Origin of the sequence: Streptomyces sp. cg40, from assembly GCF_050320165.1 — a bacterium.
Classification (GTDB): domain Bacteria; phylum Actinomycetota; class Actinomycetes; order Streptomycetales; family Streptomycetaceae; genus Streptomyces; species Streptomyces hokutonensis.
The window spans coordinates 2,502,073-2,521,336 of the sequence record NZ_CP190128.1; the positions used below are offsets into that span (position 1 = coordinate 2,502,073).

Sequence of the window (19,264 nt, forward strand, 5' to 3'; positions counted from 1 at the left end):
GGGGTGGACCCCGGCGACAGCGATCCAGGCGGCACGGACAGCGAGGAGCGGCGGATGTTCCCGGACGTAGGACTGCCGGAACTGGTCACACTGACGATCCTGGCCGTCCTCCTCTTCGGCCCGGACAAGCTGCCGGAGATCATCCAGACCGTGGCGGAGTTCATCCGCAAGGTACGGGCGTTCTCCGACAGCGCCAAGGAGGAGATCCGCTCCGAACTGGGGCCGGAGTTCAAGGACTTCGAGTTCGAGGACCTGCACCCGAGGACGTTCGCGCGCAAGCACGTCCTGGACGGCGACGGCATCGGCCCCGACCTGGGCCTGGACGACATCCGCAGCGCACTGGACCCGAGGAAGGAACTGACGGAGGTGGCCGACGCCGTACGGGCTGCCGCGGACGACACGGCCTCGCAGGCGGCGGTACCGCCGGTGACGCTCAAGAAGAGCGACCACCCCGAGGCGTCCGCCCGCTCCGCCTTCGACCCCGACGCCACCTGAGAACCTTCGCGCATCACGTGATCCACTTCACGAATGTCACATACTTGCGCAACCTTTAAACTGATCGCGTGGAAGACAGCAGCACGAAGAACTGGGAAACCGCGGTGCTGGACGGAGGTCCCGCGGACGGCAAACGGACGCGCGTCACCGACCGGCCACGAGTGATCCAGGTGACTTACCCCTGCCTCCCGGACGGACCGGAGGACGGCGCGCGCATCGAGGCCCTGTATCTCTATCGCCGTGACTGTGGCGTGACGACCGAACCCCTTCGCTACGGCTTCGACGCGGCGAGCCCTTGACGGACTCGGGCGCGCGGCTCAGACGGCAGTGGTGCCCTCGGCGACCGGGCGGGCCGAGGTCGTATCACCCGGGGCGGCCTGGATGAGACGCGCGTCCGGCACGTCGGAGGCGGAAGCGCTGTCGGAGCGCTCGGCGGTGGACGGGGAGGCGTTCTCGTCCTTCATCGCCTTGGCCTCGCTCTTGAGGATGCGCATCGACTTGCCCAGTCCGCGCGCGGCCTCCGGCAGCTTCTTCGAGCCGAACAGCACGATGACGACGATCGCCACGACCAGCAGGTGCCACGGTTCCAGTCCGTTGCGGAGCATCCCGCCCACCTCATCCTCTCCACCGGACGGGTGGCATCCGCGGAACGCGGGCACCACCCGTCATGATTGCCATGTTGCGCAACCGTACAACCATGAGGCGGGAGCGGTCTCTTGCTCAACCCACCTCCGGATGAACATTTTCCATTGCCTTGTCGGTCGATTCGGGAGGGGCAGCAGCCGGTGCACAGCGTCAACAAGGGGCTCGGGAAGATCGAAGTGAAGCTCAAATGGGACCCGAGTCCCTGGAGCCGGCCGCCCCACCATCTCGACATCATCGCCACGACGTACTCCGCGGACGCCCCCTACGGGCGGCCCGTGTACGTCGTCCACCACGACAGCCGCTCGCCGGACGGCACCATCAACATGCCCCGGCACAGCGAGACCGGCCTGGGCTTCGGCTACGTGGAGGTGATGGTCCTGGAGCTCGACCGCCTGGCGCCCTCCTTCGCGCGGGTGGTCGTGGGGGTGGCCATCCACCAGGAAAGCGGCCCCAAGACCTTCGGCGACCTGTCGAACGCGGGAGTACAGGTTGTCGAGGGCTACCAGAAGCTGCTGGAGGACGACTTCACGCAGGTCGCCGGATCCACTGCCACGACGGTCGCGGAGTTCACCAGGGACGCTTCCGGCACGTGGGGGTTTCACGCCATGATCCGGGGGTCCGACAGCGACCCTGCGGTCTTCACCGCGGAGATGGGCAGCACACGGCAGCCCTGAACCGGATCCCGACGGCGACCGGTGGCACCGGGCGCCGACGCGGTCCCGCGCTGCACGCCTCGGAGTTCTCGTCAGCGCTTCACTCGTCGGAGTCGGGCTTGCCGCTCGCGGCGGCGTACGCCTGCGCCGGGGTCATGGCGACCCCGTCGAGGCTGACCGTCCTGTAGGGGCTGACCTCGGCGCACGTCTTCGACTCGTCGGCGGTGGATGCGTTGGCGTTGGACGTGGCGGCCTTCGTGTCGGCGGGGGCCGGCGAAGCGGTGCTTCCGGAGTAGGTGGTGCCGCTGGGCCAGTCGGCGCCGATCACCAGGGTCAGGCCGGTGCCGGTGCTCTGTTCGAGGTGCGCGGAGGACAGGCCCAGCGTCTTGGCCACGGTCTGCGCTTCGGCCCTCTGGCCGGTGCCGTAGGTGAGCGTGGTCGTGGCCGCCGAACTCGGGGCGTTGGCCGTGGTGGTGGCTGAGCTGAAGCCCTGGTCGGTCAGGGCCGTGGCGACCGCGGAGGCGCGGCCGGTGATGCCGGTACCGTTCTCCACCGTCACGGCGATCCGCGACGCGGGAACCGCCGAGGCGGTGGCGGTCGCGGAGGCCGCCGAGGACTTCTTGCCGGAGCCGGTGGTCAGGGACTGGTCGCCCGCGATCGTGGCGAAGAGTGCCTTGGCCCCCGCGCCCACCACCACACGGTTGCTGTTGCCCGGGTCGGGGCTGGTCTGCATCGTGGTGAAGGTGATCCGCTTGGCGGGGACCTTGTTCAGGTCGGCCGCCAGGCCGATCAGCTTGCCGACGCTGCCGAGTCCGTCGTCGACGGTCAGCGCCTTGGTGGCCGCGTCCGCGAGGTCGTAGACGGCGGTCGGGTTGGTCAGCGTACCGGCGCTCTTGAACTTGCGGATCATCGCGCTGAGGAAGATGTGCTGGGAGACGGTACGGCCCAGGTCGCTGCCGTCGCCGAAGCCGTGCCGGGAACGGACGAACTCCAGCGCCGCCTCACCCTTGAGGGTGTGGGTGCCCTTGGACAGCTTGAGGTGCGAGTAGGTGTCGTAGACGTTGTCGCTGACGCAGACCGAGACCCCGCCCACCGCGTCGGACATCTTCACCACACCGGAGAAGTCGAGTTCGACGAAGTGGTCGATGGTGATGCCGGTGAGCTGGTGAACCGTGGACACCTGGCACGTCGGGCCGTACTGGAGCGCGCTGTTGATCTGCCCGTAGTAGCCGGCCGTCGACTGTCCGCTCTCGCTGTCCTTGCAGGCCGGGATGTTCGTCATGGTGTCCCGGGGGATGCTCATGACGGTGGCGTTGGAGCGGTCGGCGGAGATGTGCACCACCATCTCCACGTCCGCGTTCCCGTTGCCCGACTGCACGCCGGTCCGTGAGCAGCCGCCGCCCAGCTTGCAGTCGGCCGCGCTGGTGCGGCCGTCGGAGCCCATGACCAGGATGTTGATCGGGGTGCGGCCGAACGCGTCGGCCTTCTCCGTGCCGCCCTTGCCATCGAGCGAGAGGCTGTTGATGTTGCCGTTCAGATGCTGGTAGAACCACCAGCCGGCACCGGCGGTGGCAAGGATCAGGACGGACAGGCAGGTCGCGGCGATCTTCAGGACCCGCCTGCCGCTCCGCACCGCCTGGGTACGACGCCGCGACCGCGGGCCAGTGCTGTTGCCGGTGACCGCCCGAGCCGCGGCCCGACCGCCCGGAGGACGCACTCCCTGCGACTCGGCCGTGCGCTGTCCGGACACCCGGGCGCTACGACTGCGCGTCGCCTGCCCGACCGGGCCGTCCCAAGGGTCGCTCATCCCCAACTCCCATGAAACGGTCGACGTCACTTGCATGATTGCGCAATCTAGCAAGCGTACGGCCTGTGCAGCGCAGGCCCCGCCACATTTCACAGGTGAGGGATCTCATGGAACCCGCGGCCTCGTTACCCACTCCGCCCGTACCGGGCGATGATCCACGCGGCACCGCGCTCGGCCAGCACACGTCGCCGCGCACGACGGGAACCCCGCGGTCCGCCCCTCGCCGAAGGCACCTCGGGCGCCGGCGCCTCCGCCAGAACGGCGAGTCGGCCGGCGGCGCGTGCCAACTCCGTCAGCAGCCGCTCCCGTCGCCGCGACGAACCCGTCCTCAACAGCGCCGTATAGAGCCCTTCGACCTCGGACAGGGCGGCACCCAGCCGCAGATTGGCATCGCGCACTCGCTGCATGTCCCCGCGCGGCATCGCCGTCCCTCCCCCGAAACCGGGACTCCACCCGGTCACTTCAAGTATTGCGCAATGCAGCAACTCAAATCAGCGCACACGGATCGTCCCTCCCGCCCCAGCCCGGTTCGCGTGCGGCTTCGCCGGGCAGGACTGGGCCCGGCCGCCGCGGGATACGCCACGCGCCCGGGACGGCACCCGCCGCGGTGGGCGACCTGCTGGCGCAGACCCGTACCGTCCACCGGATGCTGCGCCACCGCCTGGACACCAACGCGGCCTACGTCAACTTCCCCGACCCCGACCTCCGCGACTGGCGGCGCGCCTACTACGGCGCCGACTACGAGCGCCTGGTCGAGATCAAGCACCGCTACGACCCCACCGGGCTGTTCCGCTACACACAGGCCGTCGGCGGGAACTGACGGCACGCCAGACTCCGTCCCTCCGGGAACGCCTTGACGTGCTCAATTCACGTTTGGTTCAAAGGTCGTTCACGGAATACATGGACTCTGGCGATCATGACTTCTCGCAAAGCCTCGAAGAGGCTGGCTCTGCCCATGGGAATCGCCGCCTTCATGCTGAGCGTCGCCGGTGCTCTGACCCCTGCCTCCGCAGCAGGAGCCGACTGGGTCTTCTACAGCGGTGCCGACAACCTGAAGTGTCTCCACAGCTCGACCGCGAGCAACAGGGTCTGGGTGGAGAACTGTGACGATTCCGGCGCGGGCCCCCTCTGGCACTGGGGCACGGAATCGAACCAGTGGGACGGGCACACCATGAAGCGACTGGTGAGCAACGCCAACGGCGACTGCCTCACGACCGACTCCGGATCCGCGTCGAACGACGTCTACGCGGCGCCGTGCGGGAACGGCCGCAGCGGACAGTTCTGGACGGCCGACGGCAAGCACCTGCAGAACCAGAACCACTCGTACCTCAGTTTCTCCGGCACTGGTGCCGCCGTCTACACCGTCACCACGCTCGACGACACCACGTGCCAGTGGTTCGACTACGTGGTCTGACGCGGACCTGCGGCGGCCCCGGCACCTCATCGCGAGGCGCCGGGGCCGAATCCGTACGGCATGGGTGAGGATCTCCACCGAGCCGCCACGGCCTGGCCTGCCTGGTCTTCCTCTCCCCGGAACACCCAGCCGAACTAATCGGCTCGTCCGCGCCGCTCGTACCGCGACCTCGCCGCGAGGAGTCCGACGGCGTAGAGCACGAGAACGGCGGTGAGCAGGAGGTAGTACTCGATCGGCAGTGCGGTCAGGCCGAGCAGCGGTCCGAGCGGCGAGGGCGGCAGCAGCACTCCGATCACGGACAGGACCACCGCGGCCCAGGCGACCGGGCCCGGCTTGTGCCCTTCCGCGCTCCGCCGGCCGAAGCGGAGGAGCAGCATCACCAGGGCCTGGGTGATCAGGTTCTCGGTGAACCAGCCGGAGTGGAACACCCCTTCGTCGTCTCCCGTCCCCAGCCCGTGGAGAGCGAGCGCGAGAACGCCGAAGGTGGCCAGGTCGGCGACCGCGTTGAGGACACCCAGGCCGGCGATGAAGCGCAGCAGATCGCGTGGGCGCAGCAGGATCGGGCGACGCAGGACGGACGGGTGCGGCCGGTCGTAGGCGAAGGCGAGTTGGGCGACGTCGAAGCACAGGTTCTGCGCGAGGACCTGGGCCGGGAGCATCGGCAGGAAGGGCAGGAGGAGGCCGGCGGCGAGCATCGCGATGACGTTGCCGAGGTTCGAGGAGAGCGTGATGCGCAGATACGCGGCGATGTTGCCGCCCGCGTACCGCCCCGCCGCGATGCTGTGGCCGATCGCGGTGAGGTCCTTCTGGGCGAGCACCACGTCCGCGCTCTCCCGGGCGACGGCCACGGCCTCACGTGGGGCGATGCCGACGTCGGCGGTGCGCAGGGCGGGCAGGTCGTTGACGCCGTCGCCCAGGTAGCCGACGGTGTGCCCGGAGGCCCGGAGTGCTCGGGTGACCCGCGCCTTGTGGTCGGGGGTGCAGCGGGCGAAGACCGTCGTACGGCGGGTGAGGGCCCGGAGTTCGACGTCGGTGAGGCCGTCGACGCGGTCGGCGGTGAGGATCTCGTCGGCGGCGAGCGGGATGCCGAGGTCGCGGCAGGCGCGGGCGGCGGTGCCGGGGTGGTCGCCGGTGAGGATCTTGACGGTGACACCGCGATCGGTGAGGGCCCTCAGTACTTCGGCGGCGGTGGCGGCGAGCGCGTCGTTGAAGGTGACGAACCCCCGGAAGGACAGGCCGCGTTCGTCGGCCGGTGTGCAGTCGCGGGTGCGGGCGGGGCGCTCGGCGGTGGCGACCGCGAGCACGCGCACGCCGTCGTCCGCGAAGCGTGCGGCGAGGGCGAGCAGTTCCGCGCGCCGCTCGTCCTCCAGGGCACACCGCTCCAGTACGGCCTCGGCGGCTCCCTTGGCGACCAGGGTGTGCGTGCCCAGCCGGCCGGGCGTGCGGACGACGGCGGTGGCGAGGCGCCGTACCGGATCGAAGGGGAGCGCGGCCAGGCCGTCGCAGGCCATGAGGTCGTGCTCGTCGACGGCGTCCAGGACCGCTTCGTCGAGGGCGTCCGGGGTGGGCAGATCGGCGAGTTGAAGGGTCCACCAGGCGTTCACCGCGGCCCAGCGCAGCACTTCGGGGTCGTCCCGGCCGTCGGGTCCGAGGGCGCGGTCGAGGACGGGGCGGTCCTGGGTGAGGGTGCCGGTCTTGTCCAGGCACAGCACGTCGACCGCTCCGAGGTCGTGCAGCGCGGGCAGTCGCTTGACGATCACCCCGTGGGTGCGGGCCAGCAACGAGGCGGCTCGCGCCAGACAGGTGGTGACGATGACCGGCAGCATCTCCGGGGTCAGTCCGACGGCCACCGCGACGGCGAACGGCAGTGTCTCCAGGCCGCGGTCGCGCAGGGCCGCGTTGGCCATGAGGACCAGCGGCGGGGTCAGCAGCATGAACCGGATGAGGATCCAGGAGATGCCGTGCATGGAGCGGTCGAAGGAGCTGGCCTCGCGCGCGGTGTCCGCCCGGCCCTGAGCGGCGGCGAACCGCGTCCGCGCACCGGTCGCCACGACGACGGCGGTGGCGCTGCCGGCCGCGACGCTGCTGCCCTGGAAGCAGAGCTGCGGCTGGTCGAAGCCGTAGTCGTAACCGTCGGCCGCATCGGCAGCGTCCTTCGCCACGGGCACCGACTCGCCCGTGAGCCCGGCCTGATGCACGGTCAGCGCCTGCGCCCGCAGCAGCCGTACGTCGGCCGGAACCAGGTCGCCCGGCCCGAGTCGGATCACGTCGCCCGGCACCAGCTCGTCGACCGGGATCTCCCGGACCTCCGGCGGCAGACCCTCGTCGGCACGGCGCAGGACGGTTGCCGTGCCGGCGACCAGATCGCGCAGCCCGGCCATGGACCGGTCGGCCCGATGTTCCCCGGACGCCCGGAGCACACAGCTGACCGTGACCAGGAGAAGGATCACCGAGGCGGTGCCCCATGAGGCGACGGCCGCCGACACCAGCCCCAGACACAGCAGTACGGCGGTGAAGGGATCGCGCAGACTGCGCAGCAGCGCTCTCGGCCAGGATTCCTCGCGATGCGCCGGCAGGACGTTGGGCCCGGAGCGAAGCTGCCGTTCCCCGGCCTGTGCCTCCGTCAGTCCCCGCGGACCGGTGTCCAGGCGGCGGAGCACTTCCAGCACGGTCGGCGGGGCGAGGTCCGAAGCGGGTCGGGAACTCCCGGCGGGAGAAGGGGACTCGGCGTCCTGCCCCGAGGCCGCGGTGGTCTCAGCCACCGGCCCCGTGCAGCCGGCGTACCGGCGCGAGGGTCTGATGCGAGCGTGCGGTCAGCTGCCCCACCATCACCCGCACGACCGTCACGATGTCGGGATCGTCGACGTAGTAGACCTGGTGCCGGCCCTCCCGGCGGGAGCGGACGAGGCCGGCGAGCTTCAGCTTCGACAGGTGCTGACTGACTGACGGCAGCGCGCCGCCCACCCGGTCGGCGAGGTGCGTGACATCGCATTCCCCCTGGGACAGGGCCCACATGATGTGCAGCCTGGCCGCCGAGGCGAGCAGCCCGAACGCCGCGGCCGCCTCCACCAGAACCTCGGCGGACGGATCCCCGTAACCACCGGCCTTCTCCGCCACAGTCCGCTCTCTCCCGTCGTGCCCACGTCACAGCCGATACTCACGCGCCCACCCAGTGTAGGGGCGAAGCGTTACGCGCCGACACGTCGCCACCCGTGGCCGGGACACACTGACCAACTCCCCCAGTTCCCGACTTGCGCAATGTCTTAACCATGAGACAGAACCTCAACGACCAGGTCGCAGCTGGCTATGAGCCCTCATCCCAGCATCAAGGCATCCCTAGACTTGCGCAAACAAGCAACCCACACTCTCCGGAAGGACCTCACCGTGGGCATCATCGGCTGGATCATCCTCGGCCTGCTCGCCGGAGCCATAGCCAAGATCCTGCTGCCCGGCCGCGACCCGGGTGGCCTGATCGGCACCACCCTCATCGGTATCGCAGGCGCCTTCGTCGGCGGCTGGCTCTCCTCCCGCTTCCTCGACCGACCGGTTGAGAACCACTTCTTCGACCTCTACACCTGGGGCTCGGCGATCGGCGGCTCACTGGTACTGCTCATCGGCTACCGACTGCTGTTCGGCAACTCCCGCGACTGACCGGCGTATCGGCCCACGCCGGTCACGGGTGTGCGGACGCCTACGAGTACTGCGGCGCCGGCCCCCTCAACCGCTACGACCCCGACGGCACGAGCTGGTGGTCGAGAGCCAAGTCATGGGCGGTTCGTCAAGAACCCACGAAGAGTCGGCCGCACATGCACCTGCGGATTCAAGCACGCCGGGGGCCGCGCGTCGGGCTTCATAGGGGGGCAGGGCCATCTACATGGGCGGCGATTGGGTGCTCGGGTATCCGTTCGCCATCGTCCTGATGACGGTTGTCGGCACCAGTCTGTACGTCCCCTTCAAGCGGAAAGACTGGCTCTGAGCAATCGTCCTGGGAGACGTTGAGGATGGGGCCGTGCGCCTCACCCCGTCGTCGGGTGCCGCGCCGGGCAGATCGTGGTGCGGATGCCGGGGAGTGGGGGGACGGTCGTGCCCGGTGGAACCTGGCGCAGGACGAGTCGGTGGAGGTTCGGCAGGGGGGCGGTCATGGTCGGCAGGTCCGCTTCCGGGGACCAGTCGAGGACGACCGAGCGGAGGCCGTCCACCTCGTCGAACCGGATTCTTCGGGCGCCGGACACCAGGCTGAGGTGACGGACCCGCAGTCCGGCGGGGAGGCGGGTCAGGTCGCGTGGGCGTGATTCCAGGCGCAGGCTGTCCAGCCGTACGCCGGACAGGCCGGCGAGGTCCGCGCGGGTGGTGATGCCGGCGATGACGAGCCGGGAGAGCCGTAGTTCGCGGAGCGGGGAGAGGTCCACGGGCAGGGCGCCCGCGTTCCTGGCGCACCGGTCCAGGACGAGGACCCGGAGTGAGCGGGCCCCGGTCAGGGGGCGCAGGGAGGTCATGTCGTTGTCGCGCAGGGTGAGGCGGCGCAGGTCGGGCAAGGCGGTGAGCGGGGTCAGATCGAAGACGCTGTTGCGCAGGGTCAGGGTGACGATGGACTTCAGGTGGTTGACGTGGTCGATGCGCCGGCCGTTCTGGAGCTCGACGTCGAACCGGCTGAAGTCGATCTCGCTGAGCACGTCACGCGCGTACGTCTCGTAGTCCCCGTGCCGGCCCCACGCCTCCAGCAGTTCGTTGATCATGCGGCCCGGGGCGCCGGCCACGGTGTACTGGAGGATCTTCTCCACGGCGCCGGGCGGGTTCTCCCAGCGGGCCGCGATCCGGGCCGCCGCGCGCACCACCAGTACGGCCTGCTCGTCGGTGACGTTTCTCGGTTCGGGCAGCAGGTCGAGGACGAACGGTCCGGCCGCGGCGAGCTGGTCGGCGGCGGGCCGGTCGCGGGGCGGGATCAGCTCGGCCAGGTCCTCGTTGACCTGGTCGCGTACGTCGGGCGAGCTGCCGTCCTCCTGCGGGAGGACGTCGGTCTGCTCCAGGATGGCGGCCGCGAGCAGGAAGAGGGCGTCCTTGTGGGCTGGCTCGGTCCGGCCGCGGTCCAGCAACTGCCGCAGCAGCCAGATCCGTTCGGCGGGGCGGGCGTGCGCACCGGCCATGACCGCCACGTCGTGCCAGTGCGGCTTGTCGGCGTTGTCCACCAGCAGCGGCAGGTTGTCCTCCTCGACGACCTCCTTCGCGGCGAGGTGGTCGCGGAAGGTCCGGTGGACGAACTCCAGGGAACCGTCCGGCAGTTCGCGTACGACGCCGCTCTGGTGGGCCAGGTACTGGAGCACGCGTTCCGGGTCGCCGTCGCCGCGCAGGCCGAGCATGGACGACTGGACGCGGCGCCGGGCGAGTTCGGGCGTCAGCACCAGCTGGCGGTTGGTGACCAGCCAGAACGCGATCCGCTGGAGGAGTTTCGTCATCCCCTCGCCGCGCAGCGGGGGTTGGGGGTCGGTCTCCGGCACGAACCCGGAACCGGCCCGCTCGCCGTCGTCCGCCGCGCGGTGCCGGCGCCGCAGATGCGGCCAGCGCACCAGGAGCAGGTCGAGCGCGGCGTCGTAGACCTGCTTGCGGCTCTCCGGGAGGTGCTCGGCGCGTTCCAGGTGCAGGGCGCACAGCAGTCCGCACAGCAGGGGGTTGGCGCTCATGCCGCGCAGGGCGGGGCGGTTGGAGAGGGTGATGAGCAACTGGCGTTCGCAGCGCGTCAGTTCTCTGCGGACCTCGTCGCCGAGGGCGGTGGCGGGCTGGTCGTCGCGGGCGGCGTCGTGCCAGGAGTGGACGAACTGGTCGATGCTGTGGCGGCTCATCGGCAGCAGGTCGTAGCGCTGGAAACCGCGGTCCGCCCACCACTGTTCGGCCACGACGGAGGGGCGGGTGGTGACGATGCACCGGGTGCCGGGGTGCGCGTCCACGTGTTCGTCGACCCAGTCCTCGACGTGTACCCGTTCCCTGGGCGGGATCTCGTCCAGGCCGTCCAGGAGCAGCACCACGCGGCCCGCCGCCAGCATGCGCCGCACCCAGCCGGCCGGCATCTCCGGGCGCAGCACGGGAGCGATCAACCGGTCCAGGGAGGGCGGCCGGCCGCCGCCGAACCGGGCCAGTTCGAGGACGAACGGCACGGGTGCCCCCTCGCCCATGCCGTCCGCGGTCCGCGCGGCGCGCACGCCCAGCCAGCGCAGCAGTGTGCTCTTGCCCGAGCCGGCCACCCCGCGCACCAGGGCGCGCTCCTGGTCGCCGAGGGCCTGGTCGGCGCGGACTCCGGCGGTCACGGCGTTCTTCGCCTCGTCGCCGGTGTCCCGTGGGCTGACCGTCAGGGGGACGTAGCCGGTGGCGAAGGTGTGGCGGCGCGGTATGCCGCGCGGGTCGACGCCGAAGAACTCGAAGCGGTTCAGGGTACGGGCCATGAAGGCGCGGTATCGGTCGGCGAACTCCTCGTCCGCCTGATCGGCGGCCGGTACGACGTCGGGCAGTTGCGCGGACCGCTCGGGGACGGGCAGCAACTGCCGTAGCCCGGGGGCGAGTTCGTCGAGCGCGAGGTCGAACCGCGCGGCGGTCAGGACGCCGAGGTCGTCCCCCGGGTGGTGCTTGGTGACCACGCCGACGACCCGGTCCTCCGCCCACAGCGCGGCCCCGGACATGCCCTCCCACGGCGACACCGCGCCGCCCGTCCCGGGGGCGAGGAGGGCGGGCCGGGCGGTGACGACGATCTCCAGGGTCCGCTCCCGCCAGTGCGACAGGAGCGCCACCGATCCGACGACGTGCGCGCTGTCCCGGAACCAGGTCGCCGCGCCTGACCCCGTCGATCCCGTGGCTCCCGCTCCGGTGTTCCCGCGCAGCTTCCACCGGGGGAACCCGACTGCCTGCACCGGCAGTTGGGCGGCCCGCGTGCCGATCCGCCCGAACCGGGCGTCCACCGGCGCCGGTTCGCCCGGACGGGGCGTGATGGTCACCACGGCGATGTCCGAGGCGGCGTCCGCGGACCAGGACAGCGCGTGGGCGGTCCACTCCCCCGGCAGGTCGGGCTCGAACCGCACCTGCACGGATACGGCGCCCTCCAGCACATGGGCGGCGGTCAGCACCGCGTCCGCGGTGACCCGGTAACCCGAACCGCGCCGCCGCCCGCCCGCGTGGGTCACCAGCAACTCGGCGACGCGGGCGCGGTCGAGGCCCTCGGAACTCATACGCGCGCGCTCATCGCTCGCCGGCCACTTCCTCGCCGGAGATCAGCGGTCTGCGATCCGGCACGCCGGTCTGTCGGGGATCCAGCACCAGCTTGATCCGCTGGGTGGAGGTGCTGGACGCCTTGCCCTCGGTGCCGAGTTCCGCGACCCAGAACCTGACCTTGCCCCCGGCCCCGCCCTCCTTGCCCACGGAGAGGGCCAACTCCAGCTCGACCGGGCCGAGTTCGAACCGCAGTCCGGCGTTCTCGCCGGCCCGCATGGCCTCGGTGAGTTCCGCCCTCAACTGGGCTATCAGTTCCGCCAGTTCCACGCCCGCCATCACAACCATCCCCGTTCCCGGCAGTGTTGAGCCGGACGCGTCACCATGGGCCCGAATTCAACGTACAACAGTCCGTCGTCGGACAGACGCCGGGCCTGTTCCTGGTCGGAGTACGGCCTACTTGGCGGCGGCAGCCACGAGGCCGTCGAGCCATGCCTGGTGGCCGTTGAGCATCGGGTTCGGGCGCTCGGTCGCCAGTGCGGCGGCCGGCTCGCCGATCTGGGTTTCCTGGGTGAGGATGCGGACCCGTTCCCCGGGGAGGTCCTCGACCAGCCAGGCGTGGAGCACGTCGAGCCGTTCCTCGGGCCCGCCGTCCTGCTTCGCCGTCCAGGACAGGCGGCCGGGGACGCCCTCGGACGGGGGCCGGAACTCGACGACCCGGGCGGCCAGCGGCGGGAAGCCGAAGGTGCCGAAGCTGAAGTCGAGTCCGTCCTTCAGGTCGGGGCCGCCACCGTGCGGGAAGGAGATGTCGGCGACGTTGTCGTAGTAACCCTCCCACTCGGAGGTGTCGGTCAGGGGGCGCCACACCTGCGCGGCGGTGATGCCCTTGACGATCACCTCGTTGGAGACGAAGTTGTCGCCGGTGCCGGGCAGGTACTTCTCGGGCCAGTTGATCGCGTTCTGCGTGGTCACGGGGGCGCCTTTCGGTGGGTGCGTTGTCGAACGTTCACGACCGTAGGCCGGGTATCCATCCGCTGACCAATAGGAAGGCCGATCCTCGATATCGGAACTCCGATACCGGGAGTCGATATGCTGGACGACATGACGAAGCAGCAGTTGCCGCCGCACGCGGATCTGAACCTGCTGCGCACCTTCCTTGCCGTGTACCGCGCGGGGTCGTTCACCGCGGCGGCCCCACGGCTCGGGCTGTCGCAGCCGACCGTGACCGCGCAGATCCGCACCCTGGAGCAGCAGGCCGGGCGGGAACTGTTCACCCGGCTGCCGCGCGGGGTGGAGCCGACGCCGTACGCGCACGAACTCGCCGGACAGCTCGCGGGCCCGCTCGACGCGCTGGCCGCGCTGGAGGACGCGGGCGAGACCCTCGCGCCCGTGCATCTCGCCGGGCCGTCCGAGCTGCTCTGCGTACGCGTGCTGCCCGCCCTCGTGCCGCTCGTCGCCGACGGCGTCCGGCTCCGCGTCACACAGGGGCTCCCGGAGCCGCTGCTGGAGGAGATGCGGGCGGGGCGGCACGACCTGGTGATCACCACCCGGCGGCCCCGCGGCCGGGCGCTGGAGTCGGTGCCGCTCGCGGACGAGGAGTATCTGCTGGTCGCGAGCCCGGTCTGGGCCGAGCGCGTCGAGCAGCACGCGCGGGCCGACGACCTGTGCGCCGCGCTGCGTGACGTCCCGATGGTGACGTATGCCGAGGATCTGCCGATCGTCCGCCGCTACTGGCGCAGCGTCTTCGGCAAACAGCTCACCGCCCGCGCCGCCGTCACCGTGCCCAATCTGTACGCGGTACTGTCGGCGGTCAACGCGGGCGCCGGTTTCAGCGTGCTGCCCCGTTCGCTGTGCCAGGAGTATCTGGACTCCGGGCGCCTCGTCCTCCTCCATGATCCGGAGGAGCCGCCGCTCAACACGCTCTTCCTGGTCCAGCGGCCCGGTGCCGACACCAACCCCGCCGTGCTCCGCGTACGCGACCGGCTCCGGCAGGCCGCCCGGGAGTGGTAGCTCGCGTGCCGTACTGGAACCAGTGCACCTGCCGATGGACGGCAACACTCCCTGGTGGTGGAGGGTCCACGCCAACGCGACTGTCTCCGGGTGGCCCAGGTGACCCGGCCGACCGTCGTGCCGTACGCCCTCCGCCGAGCGGGCGGAGCAGCCGCGAGCCTGCGACGACCGCTGAGCAGTCGCGTCGCCTCACGCGCACGAGCCGGTGGTCCGACCTCTGCGGCTCAGCGGCCGGACCACCGTCCGTCCGTGCCTGCCTACCGTTCCCCGTGTGCGGTGCCTCGCTCCAATTCCCTTGCCCAGTGCCGTAGTTCCGGTGCGGCGAGGGTGGTGCCCAGCCAGTCGTGGTCGAGGACGGTTCCCGGCAGGGACGGTACGACGGCGACGTACAGCCCTGCCGCGCGTGCCGCGGCGATGCCCGTGGCCGAGTCCTCGAAGGCGACGGAGTGTTGCGGGGCCGCGCCGAGCGCCTCGCATGCGGTGAGGTAGAGGTCGGGTGCGGGTTTGGGGTAACACACCTCGTCGGCGGCGAACGAGTGGGCGAAGCAGTCGGCGAGGCCGGCCGATCCCAGTGCGGCATCGAGCAGTTCCCGGGGACTGTTGCTGGCGACGGCCACCGGCACGGCCGCCCGGCAGGCGCGTACCAACTCGACTGCGCCGGGGCGGACTTCCGCGCCCCGGGCCAGCTCCTTGCGGACTCCTTCGAGGAGTTCGGCGGCGAGTTCGGCACCCGCTTCGGGTCGCCCGAAGCAGTCGGCCATCGCTGCTGCCGCGTCCTCCACGCTGCGGCCGATGACCAGCGCCTTCTGTTCGGGGCCGAAGGCGTGTCCGTGCGCCGCGAAGAGGGCCGCTTCCGCGACGCTCCAGCAGACCTCCGTGTCGACCAGCAGGCCGTCGCAGTCGAAGACCACGGACTCCACACCGGTGGGGAGCGAACTCATGGGTGGCGCCTTTCACTTGGGGCGAGCAGGGCAGGCAGGTCTCCCGTCCGGCTCAGTCGCCGAGCGCGAGGCGGAGACCGAAGACGGCGATGGCCGCGCCCGTGACCCGGTCGAGGCAGCGGCGTACGGAGGGCCGTTGCAGACGGCCACGGAGCACACGCGCGAAGGCGATCAGCGCGCAGGACCAGAGGACGGCCAGAAGAATGTGAACACCGGTCAGGAGAAGGCCCGTTGGGAGGTGGGGGGCACCGGCGGGGATGAACTGCGGGAGCACCGCGACGTAGAAGGCGCCCATCTTCGGATTGAGGAGGTTGGTCGCACTCCCCTGCCGCCAGCCACCGAACACCGTGTCGTCGGCGGCGGCGCGCAGCCCGCGGCCGACGTCAACCCCGTCCGCCTTCGCGTCCCCGTCCGCCGCACTGCGCCAGGAGGCCCACAGCAGCCTGCCTCCCATCCACACGAGGTACGCGGCTCCGGCCCAGCGGAGGATCTCGTAGGCGAGGTGGGAGGCGGTCAGGAGCGCGGTCACGCCGAGCGAGGTCAGTACGCCCCAGATCAGCGTGCCGCACTGGATGCCGAGGACCACGCCCCAGGCGCGACGGCGGTGGCCGAGTCCGGCGGTGCGCAGGATGAGCGCGGTGTCCAGTCCGGGGGTGAGGGTGAGCAATCCCACCATCAGGGAGAAGGTCCACAAGGCGTCTATGGCGATCACGAACGACGACCATAGACACCGAGTCGCCGAACCTCCATTATTCTGCCCGATATCGGGCAGGGTCCGCCCGTAGATTTCGCGGGACGAGCGGTCGGCTACTCTCCCGTGGCACCGTCGACGGCCTCGCGGAGGAGGTCCGCGTGGCCGACATGGCGGGCGTACTCCTCGATCACGTGCTCAAGGACGAACCGCACGTCGGTGTCACCGAATTCCGGGTTCGGCACGATGCGCGCGAGGTCGGCGGTCACCCCCGCGAACACCTGCCGCGACTCCTCGCACGCCTTCAGATAGTCCGCGTAGACCTCCCCGGCCGGCGTGGCGTCCGACTCGTCGTACCACTCGTCGCCGCCAGCGGTGACATAGGTCCGATACGGGAAGAAGTGAGGCGTCGTACCGGCCAACGTCCGCTGGAACCAGGCTCGTTCGACCCCCTGGAGATGACGCATGAGCCCCAGCAGGGTCAACGTCGAGGATCCCAGGGGGCGTAGCCGCAGTTGCGCCTCCGAAAGGCCCTCGCACTTCCACAGGAAGGTCGCCCGGTGGTAGTCGAGATTCGAGGCGATCACCTCCAACCACGGTCCCGATACGGTGCGTTCGGGCCTGACGATCTTCTGGACGACGACGGAGTCACGAGTTCGCATGCCCAAGAAGACCTCTTTTCGCGTCGGAACTCATCGCCGGCCGAACCCCTGGGTCGCCGCACCGGCGACCGCGAAGCACACGACTCGACCTGAGGCCATGCCATCAACCGACGACAGGCCCCCCGCTCAGCCGCCCTCCCCCGACGGCGGGCCCTCCACCCGCGCGAGCCACGCAGTGAGCAGCCGCTCCAACTCCTCCGTCTCGCCCGGCGCCAGCAGGCCCAGCAGTCGGTGTTCGTTGCGCATGTGGTCGGTGAACGCCCGGTCGATCAGGTCGTGTCCGGGGTGGGTGAGGGCGACGATGCGGCCGCGCTGGTCGTCGGCGGAGCGGCGGCGGGTGACAAGGCCGGCGCGCTCCAGGCGGTCGATCCGTTTCGTCATCGCGCCGGTGGTGACCATGGTGTGGGCGGCCAGTTCGCCGGGTGCCCGTTCGTAGGGCTCGCCGGCGCGGCGCAGGGCGCACAGGACGTCGAACTCTCCCTCGCCGAGTCCGTAGCGGCCGTAGACGAGGCTCAGCTCCTCGGTGAGGTGGCCGGCCAGGCGGTGCAGGCGGCCGATCACGCCTTGCGGGGAAACGTCGAGGTCGGGCCGCTCGCGGCGCCAGTCGGCCTGGATGCGGGCTACGCGGTCCGGCGGTTGTGGGGCGTCCATGCACAGCATGATAGCTTCCCAGGAAGGTATATTAGCTTCCATGGAAGCCAACCTGAGGTGGGTGGGCCTCACCGCCGTCGCACCGGTGGCCTGGGGCACCAACTACTACGTCACCCACCAGTTCCTGCCGCCCGACAGCCCGCTCTACGGCGCGGCCCTGCGCGCCCTGCCCGCCGGCCTCGTCCTGCTCGCCCTGTGCCGTCGGCGACCGCGCGGCGCGTGGTGGTGGCGGTCCGCCGTGCTCGGGCTGCTCAACGTGAGCGTGTTCTTCGTCCTGGTCTACGCCGCCTCCCAACTGCTCCCGACGAGCATCGCCGCGACCGTCATGGCGGTGTCCCCGCTGGCCATGATGCTCATCGCCCGGGCCCTGATGTCCGAGCGGCCCGGCCGCACGCACCTGGCCGGCGCCGCGATCGGCCTCGCCGGGGTGTGCCTGATGCTGTTCACGGGGGCGGACGGAGTGAGCGTGCCGGGAGTCCTCGCCTCGGCCGCGGCCATGCTCGTGTCGGCCTTCGGCCACATCTTGGCCAAGCGGTGGAACAGCACCGGTACCGACATACTCGCCTCGACCGCCTGGCAGCTCACCGCCGGAGGGCTGTTCCTGCTGCCGGTCGCCGCGACCGTGGAGGGACCGCCGCCCGCGCTCTCCGCATCGGCACTCCTCGCGTTCGGCTATGTCACCGTCGTCGCCACCGCGCTCGCCTTCGCCGCCTGGTTCACCGGGCTGCGGCATCTGCCCTCCGGGACGGTGGGCCTGATCGGACTGCTCAACCCCGTCACCGGCGTACTGCTCGGCACGGCGGTCGCCGGAGAGGTACTGACGGTCCGTCAACTGTGCGGACTGGCAATGGTCCTGACCGGAGTCGTCCTGGGCCGGCCGACCCGCCCCACCCGCGCCAGCCGTCGCGACACCGACCGGACACCGACCCGCACCGCGCCCGACAAGCGTCCCGCCTCCGCCCCCGCACGCGCGCACGAGCCCGCCGCCTGCGACCCCCCGTGACGAATCGACGGCGCGACCGGACGCGACCGCAGCGCGGCCCCCGTCGGCCTGCCGGTGCCGGGCAACCGGCAGTACGACACCCCCGTCTCACGCCCACCACAGATTCCCCTCCGTGGTCACCACCCCGCCCTGGGTGACCCGGAACCCCCACCCCTCCCCCGCCGGCTCGCACGCGACATACGCGGGCGGGTCCCAGTCCGTGAACCGGGAGGCCGTCATACGGCAGCCGGTCAGGCGGGCGGAGGTGTTGCCGCTGGTGAGGCATGCGGCCTGGCGGGCGGCCTCCAGGAGGACCATGCCGGGGATGTGGTCGCTGGGGTGGTCGAAGAACAACGGATGGCGGAGGTCGGCCGGTGCCACCCGGAGGGAACCGGTTCCGTCGTGGGCGATCATCACGCCGCCGGGGGCGGTGGCCGAGACGTCGGTGGGCGGGAGTCGCCGGATGTCCTCGCCCGGTGGCGGAAGTGCGCCGGCACGGGTGCCTCGCAACCCCATGTACTCGTCCTCGGTGAGAATGCGGGCCCGGCCTTCGGCGCTGCCGAACTCGGCGTCGCCCACCGCCAGTTCGAGCCGGAGGCTGAGCGCGACGGGCCACGCCAGGCCCTCCGCGCGGCGGACGTCGTAGACCCTCGCACGGCAGGTCACGTCGGTCGCGCCGTAGCCGACCACGGGGTCCATGGCGGGGTCGAGACGGAAGCCGATGACCTTGATGACGGACTTGCTCGTCACGGGGACGCCCAGGAAGCGCTGGCAGAGATAGAGGCAGCCCTGGCGGAGGGTTTCGGCGATCAGGAGCGGGTCGTGCCGGTCGCCGGAGCCGGGCCGGAACGTGGTGTGGGAGCGTGACCACTGCGCGGCGAGCAGATACCGTCCATCGCCGAGTGCGTGTCCGTCGGTGAGGAGGACCTCGGCGATCGACTTCCGGTGGACGAGACTTCGCGGTACGGAGCGGTCCCAGCTCAGGGCCGGCAGCGTCGCCGCATCGGAGGGGAAAGACCCGGTTGATTCCTTCATAAAATAACAGGATGCATGTTTCTTGCGGGTGCGGATAAGAAATGCCGCACGGTCCGATAGATTCGCCTGAAAAGACGATTCGGCGTG

21 protein-coding genes are annotated in these 19,264 nt (G+C 70.7%); 8 read left to right on the forward strand and 13 right to left on the reverse strand.

Annotated features, from left to right (window positions below; all coding sequences use genetic code 11):
• The first annotated feature begins 54 nt into the window (after positions 1-54).
• Together ACQHII_RS11050 and ACQHII_RS11055 are read left to right on the forward strand one after the other, a co-directional pair.
• Positions 55-495 (forward strand): sec-independent translocase, encoded by a 441-nt coding sequence (locus tag ACQHII_RS11050; RefSeq protein ID WP_427925286.1) that lies wholly within the window; start codon positions 55-57, stop codon positions 493-495.
• Between the two features lie 68 nt (positions 496-563).
• A complete protein-coding gene (locus ACQHII_RS11055) occupies positions 564-794 on the forward strand; it encodes a hypothetical protein (RefSeq protein ID WP_427919127.1) in 231 nt (76 codons plus the stop codon).
• 18 nt (positions 795-812) lie between these two features.
• On the opposite strand, the gene tatA is transcribed toward ACQHII_RS11055, so the two are convergent.
• Positions 813-1,100, reverse strand: coding sequence for a Sec-independent protein translocase subunit TatA (gene tatA / locus ACQHII_RS11060; protein ID WP_427919128.1), 288 nt, complete (start codon positions 1,098-1,100; stop codon positions 813-815).
• Between the two features lie 180 nt (positions 1,101-1,280).
• On the opposite strand from tatA, the gene ACQHII_RS11065 reads away from it, so the two are divergent.
• Complete coding sequence (locus ACQHII_RS11065) at positions 1,281-1,814, forward strand: TerD family protein (protein WP_427919129.1); 534 nt, start codon at positions 1,281-1,283, stop codon at positions 1,812-1,814.
• A gap of 79 nt (positions 1,815-1,893) precedes the next feature.
• Here ACQHII_RS11065 and ACQHII_RS11070 read toward each other — a convergent pair whose 3' ends face one another.
• A complete protein-coding gene (locus ACQHII_RS11070; RefSeq protein WP_427919130.1) occupies positions 1,894-3,600 on the reverse strand; it encodes an LCP family protein in 1,707 nt (568 codons plus the stop codon).
• Between the two features lie 125 nt (positions 3,601-3,725).
• Entirely contained in the window at positions 3,726-4,022 is a 297-nt protein-coding gene (locus ACQHII_RS11075) for a hypothetical protein (RefSeq protein ID WP_427919131.1), read from the reverse strand.
• A gap of 185 nt (positions 4,023-4,207) precedes the next feature.
• On the opposite strand from ACQHII_RS11075, the gene ACQHII_RS11080 reads away from it, so the two are divergent.
• On the forward strand, positions 4,208-4,420 hold the full coding sequence (locus ACQHII_RS11080; protein WP_427919132.1) for a BBE domain-containing protein: 213 nt from the start codon (positions 4,208-4,210) through the stop codon (positions 4,418-4,420).
• A 96-nt stretch (positions 4,421-4,516) separates the two neighbouring features.
• Positions 4,517-5,014, forward strand: coding sequence for a ricin-type beta-trefoil lectin domain protein (locus tag ACQHII_RS11085; RefSeq protein ID WP_427919133.1), 498 nt, complete (start codon positions 4,517-4,519; stop codon positions 5,012-5,014).
• 134 nt (positions 5,015-5,148) lie between these two features.
• Here ACQHII_RS11085 and mgtA read toward each other — a convergent pair whose 3' ends face one another.
• Entirely contained in the window at positions 5,149-7,776 is a 2,628-nt protein-coding gene (mgtA, locus tag ACQHII_RS11090; protein ID WP_427919134.1) for a magnesium-translocating P-type ATPase, read from the reverse strand.
• Positions 7,769-8,131, reverse strand: coding sequence for an ArsR/SmtB family transcription factor (locus tag ACQHII_RS11095; RefSeq protein ID WP_427919135.1), 363 nt, complete (start codon positions 8,129-8,131; stop codon positions 7,769-7,771). Before ACQHII_RS11095 ends, mgtA begins: the two co-directional genes overlap by 8 nt.
• 267 nt (positions 8,132-8,398) lie before the next feature.
• Between ACQHII_RS11095 and ACQHII_RS11100 the strand changes: the two genes are divergently transcribed.
• On the forward strand, positions 8,399-8,665 hold the full coding sequence (locus ACQHII_RS11100; protein WP_427919136.1) for a GlsB/YeaQ/YmgE family stress response membrane protein: 267 nt from the start codon (positions 8,399-8,401) through the stop codon (positions 8,663-8,665).
• Positions 8,666-9,030: 365 nt separating this feature from the next.
• Here the strand turns inward: ACQHII_RS11100 and ACQHII_RS11105 are convergent, their stop codons facing one another.
• The 3 genes from ACQHII_RS11105 to ACQHII_RS11115 form a co-directional block, all read right to left on the reverse strand.
• On the reverse strand, positions 9,031-12,225 hold the full coding sequence (locus tag ACQHII_RS11105) for an NACHT domain-containing protein (protein WP_427919137.1): 3,195 nt from the start codon (positions 12,223-12,225) through the stop codon (positions 9,031-9,033).
• A 10-nt stretch (positions 12,226-12,235) separates the two neighbouring features.
• Positions 12,236-12,544, reverse strand: coding sequence for a trypco2 family protein (locus tag ACQHII_RS11110; protein WP_427919138.1), 309 nt, complete (start codon positions 12,542-12,544; stop codon positions 12,236-12,238).
• 117 nt (positions 12,545-12,661) lie between these two features.
• Complete coding sequence (locus ACQHII_RS11115; protein ID WP_427919139.1) at positions 12,662-13,177, reverse strand: SRPBCC domain-containing protein; 516 nt, start codon at positions 13,175-13,177, stop codon at positions 12,662-12,664.
• A gap of 129 nt (positions 13,178-13,306) precedes the next feature.
• On the opposite strand from ACQHII_RS11115, the gene ACQHII_RS11120 reads away from it, so the two are divergent.
• Entirely contained in the window at positions 13,307-14,215 is a 909-nt protein-coding gene (locus ACQHII_RS11120) for a LysR family transcriptional regulator (protein ID WP_427919140.1), read from the forward strand.
• A 257-nt stretch (positions 14,216-14,472) separates the two neighbouring features.
• Here ACQHII_RS11120 and ACQHII_RS11125 read toward each other — a convergent pair whose 3' ends face one another.
• The 4 genes from ACQHII_RS11125 to ACQHII_RS11140 all read right to left on the reverse strand — a co-directional run bounded on the left by ACQHII_RS11125 (position 14,473) and on the right by ACQHII_RS11140 (position 17,169).
• Positions 14,473-15,156 carry an HAD family hydrolase gene (locus ACQHII_RS11125; RefSeq protein WP_427919141.1) on the reverse strand — a complete coding sequence of 228 codons (684 nt, stop codon included), beginning with the start codon at positions 15,154-15,156 and terminating at the stop codon, positions 14,473-14,475.
• Between the two features lie 52 nt (positions 15,157-15,208).
• Complete coding sequence (locus ACQHII_RS11130) at positions 15,209-15,832, reverse strand: LysE family translocator (RefSeq protein ID WP_427925287.1); 624 nt, start codon at positions 15,830-15,832, stop codon at positions 15,209-15,211.
• A 131-nt stretch (positions 15,833-15,963) separates the two neighbouring features.
• Positions 15,964-16,509, reverse strand: coding sequence for a DinB family protein (locus tag ACQHII_RS11135; RefSeq protein ID WP_427919142.1), 546 nt, complete (start codon positions 16,507-16,509; stop codon positions 15,964-15,966).
• Between the two features lie 126 nt (positions 16,510-16,635).
• The gene (locus ACQHII_RS11140) at positions 16,636-17,169 is read right to left on the reverse strand and encodes a MarR family winged helix-turn-helix transcriptional regulator (protein WP_427919143.1); all 534 of its coding nucleotides are present in this window, start codon (positions 17,167-17,169) and stop codon (positions 16,636-16,638) included.
• 31 nt (positions 17,170-17,200) lie between these two features.
• Here ACQHII_RS11140 and ACQHII_RS11145 point away from each other — a divergent pair, with 31 nt between their 5' ends.
• On the forward strand, positions 17,201-18,163 hold the full coding sequence (locus ACQHII_RS11145; RefSeq protein ID WP_427919144.1) for an EamA family transporter: 963 nt from the start codon (positions 17,201-17,203) through the stop codon (positions 18,161-18,163).
• A gap of 87 nt (positions 18,164-18,250) precedes the next feature.
• Here the strand turns inward: ACQHII_RS11145 and ACQHII_RS11150 are convergent, their stop codons facing one another.
• On the reverse strand, positions 18,251-19,177 hold the full coding sequence (locus tag ACQHII_RS11150; RefSeq protein WP_427919145.1) for a ScbA/BarX family gamma-butyrolactone biosynthesis protein: 927 nt from the start codon (positions 19,175-19,177) through the stop codon (positions 18,251-18,253).
• Positions 19,178-19,264: the final 87 nt, after the last annotated feature.

Excerpts from the sequence above, each read along its gene's own strand:
- ACQHII_RS11050 (WP_427925286.1), top strand. The coding sequence starts at position 55 with ATGTTCCCGGACGTAGGACTGCCGGAACTGGTCACACTGACGATCCTG.
- tatA (WP_427919128.1), bottom strand. The coding sequence starts at position 1,100 with ATGCTCCGCAACGGACTGGAACCGTGGCACCTGCTGGTCGTGGCGATC.
- ACQHII_RS11070 (WP_427919130.1), bottom strand. The coding sequence starts at position 3,600 with ATGAGCGACCCTTGGGACGGCCCGGTCGGGCAGGCGACGCGCAGTCGT.
- ACQHII_RS11075 (WP_427919131.1), bottom strand. The coding sequence starts at position 4,022 with ATGCCGCGCGGGGACATGCAGCGAGTGCGCGATGCCAATCTGCGGCTG.
- ACQHII_RS11085 (WP_427919133.1), top strand. The coding sequence starts at position 4,517 with ATGACTTCTCGCAAAGCCTCGAAGAGGCTGGCTCTGCCCATGGGAATC.
- ACQHII_RS11105 (WP_427919137.1), bottom strand. The coding sequence starts at position 12,225 with ATGAGTTCCGAGGGCCTCGACCGCGCCCGCGTCGCCGAGTTGCTGGTG.
- ACQHII_RS11110 (WP_427919138.1), bottom strand. The coding sequence starts at position 12,544 with ATGGCGGGCGTGGAACTGGCGGAACTGATAGCCCAGTTGAGGGCGGAA.
- ACQHII_RS11120 (WP_427919140.1), top strand. The coding sequence starts at position 13,307 with ATGACGAAGCAGCAGTTGCCGCCGCACGCGGATCTGAACCTGCTGCGC.
- ACQHII_RS11125 (WP_427919141.1), bottom strand. The coding sequence starts at position 15,156 with ATGAGTTCGCTCCCCACCGGTGTGGAGTCCGTGGTCTTCGACTGCGAC.
- ACQHII_RS11130 (WP_427925287.1), bottom strand. The coding sequence starts at position 15,832 with ATGGTGGGATTGCTCACCCTCACCCCCGGACTGGACACCGCGCTCATC.
- ACQHII_RS11135 (WP_427919142.1), bottom strand. The coding sequence starts at position 16,509 with ATGCGAACTCGTGACTCCGTCGTCGTCCAGAAGATCGTCAGGCCCGAA.
- ACQHII_RS11140 (WP_427919143.1), bottom strand. The coding sequence starts at position 17,169 with ATGCTGTGCATGGACGCCCCACAACCGCCGGACCGCGTAGCCCGCATC.
- ACQHII_RS11145 (WP_427919144.1), top strand. The coding sequence starts at position 17,201 with ATGGAAGCCAACCTGAGGTGGGTGGGCCTCACCGCCGTCGCACCGGTG.
- ACQHII_RS11150 (WP_427919145.1), bottom strand. The coding sequence starts at position 19,177 with ATGAAGGAATCAACCGGGTCTTTCCCCTCCGATGCGGCGACGCTGCCG.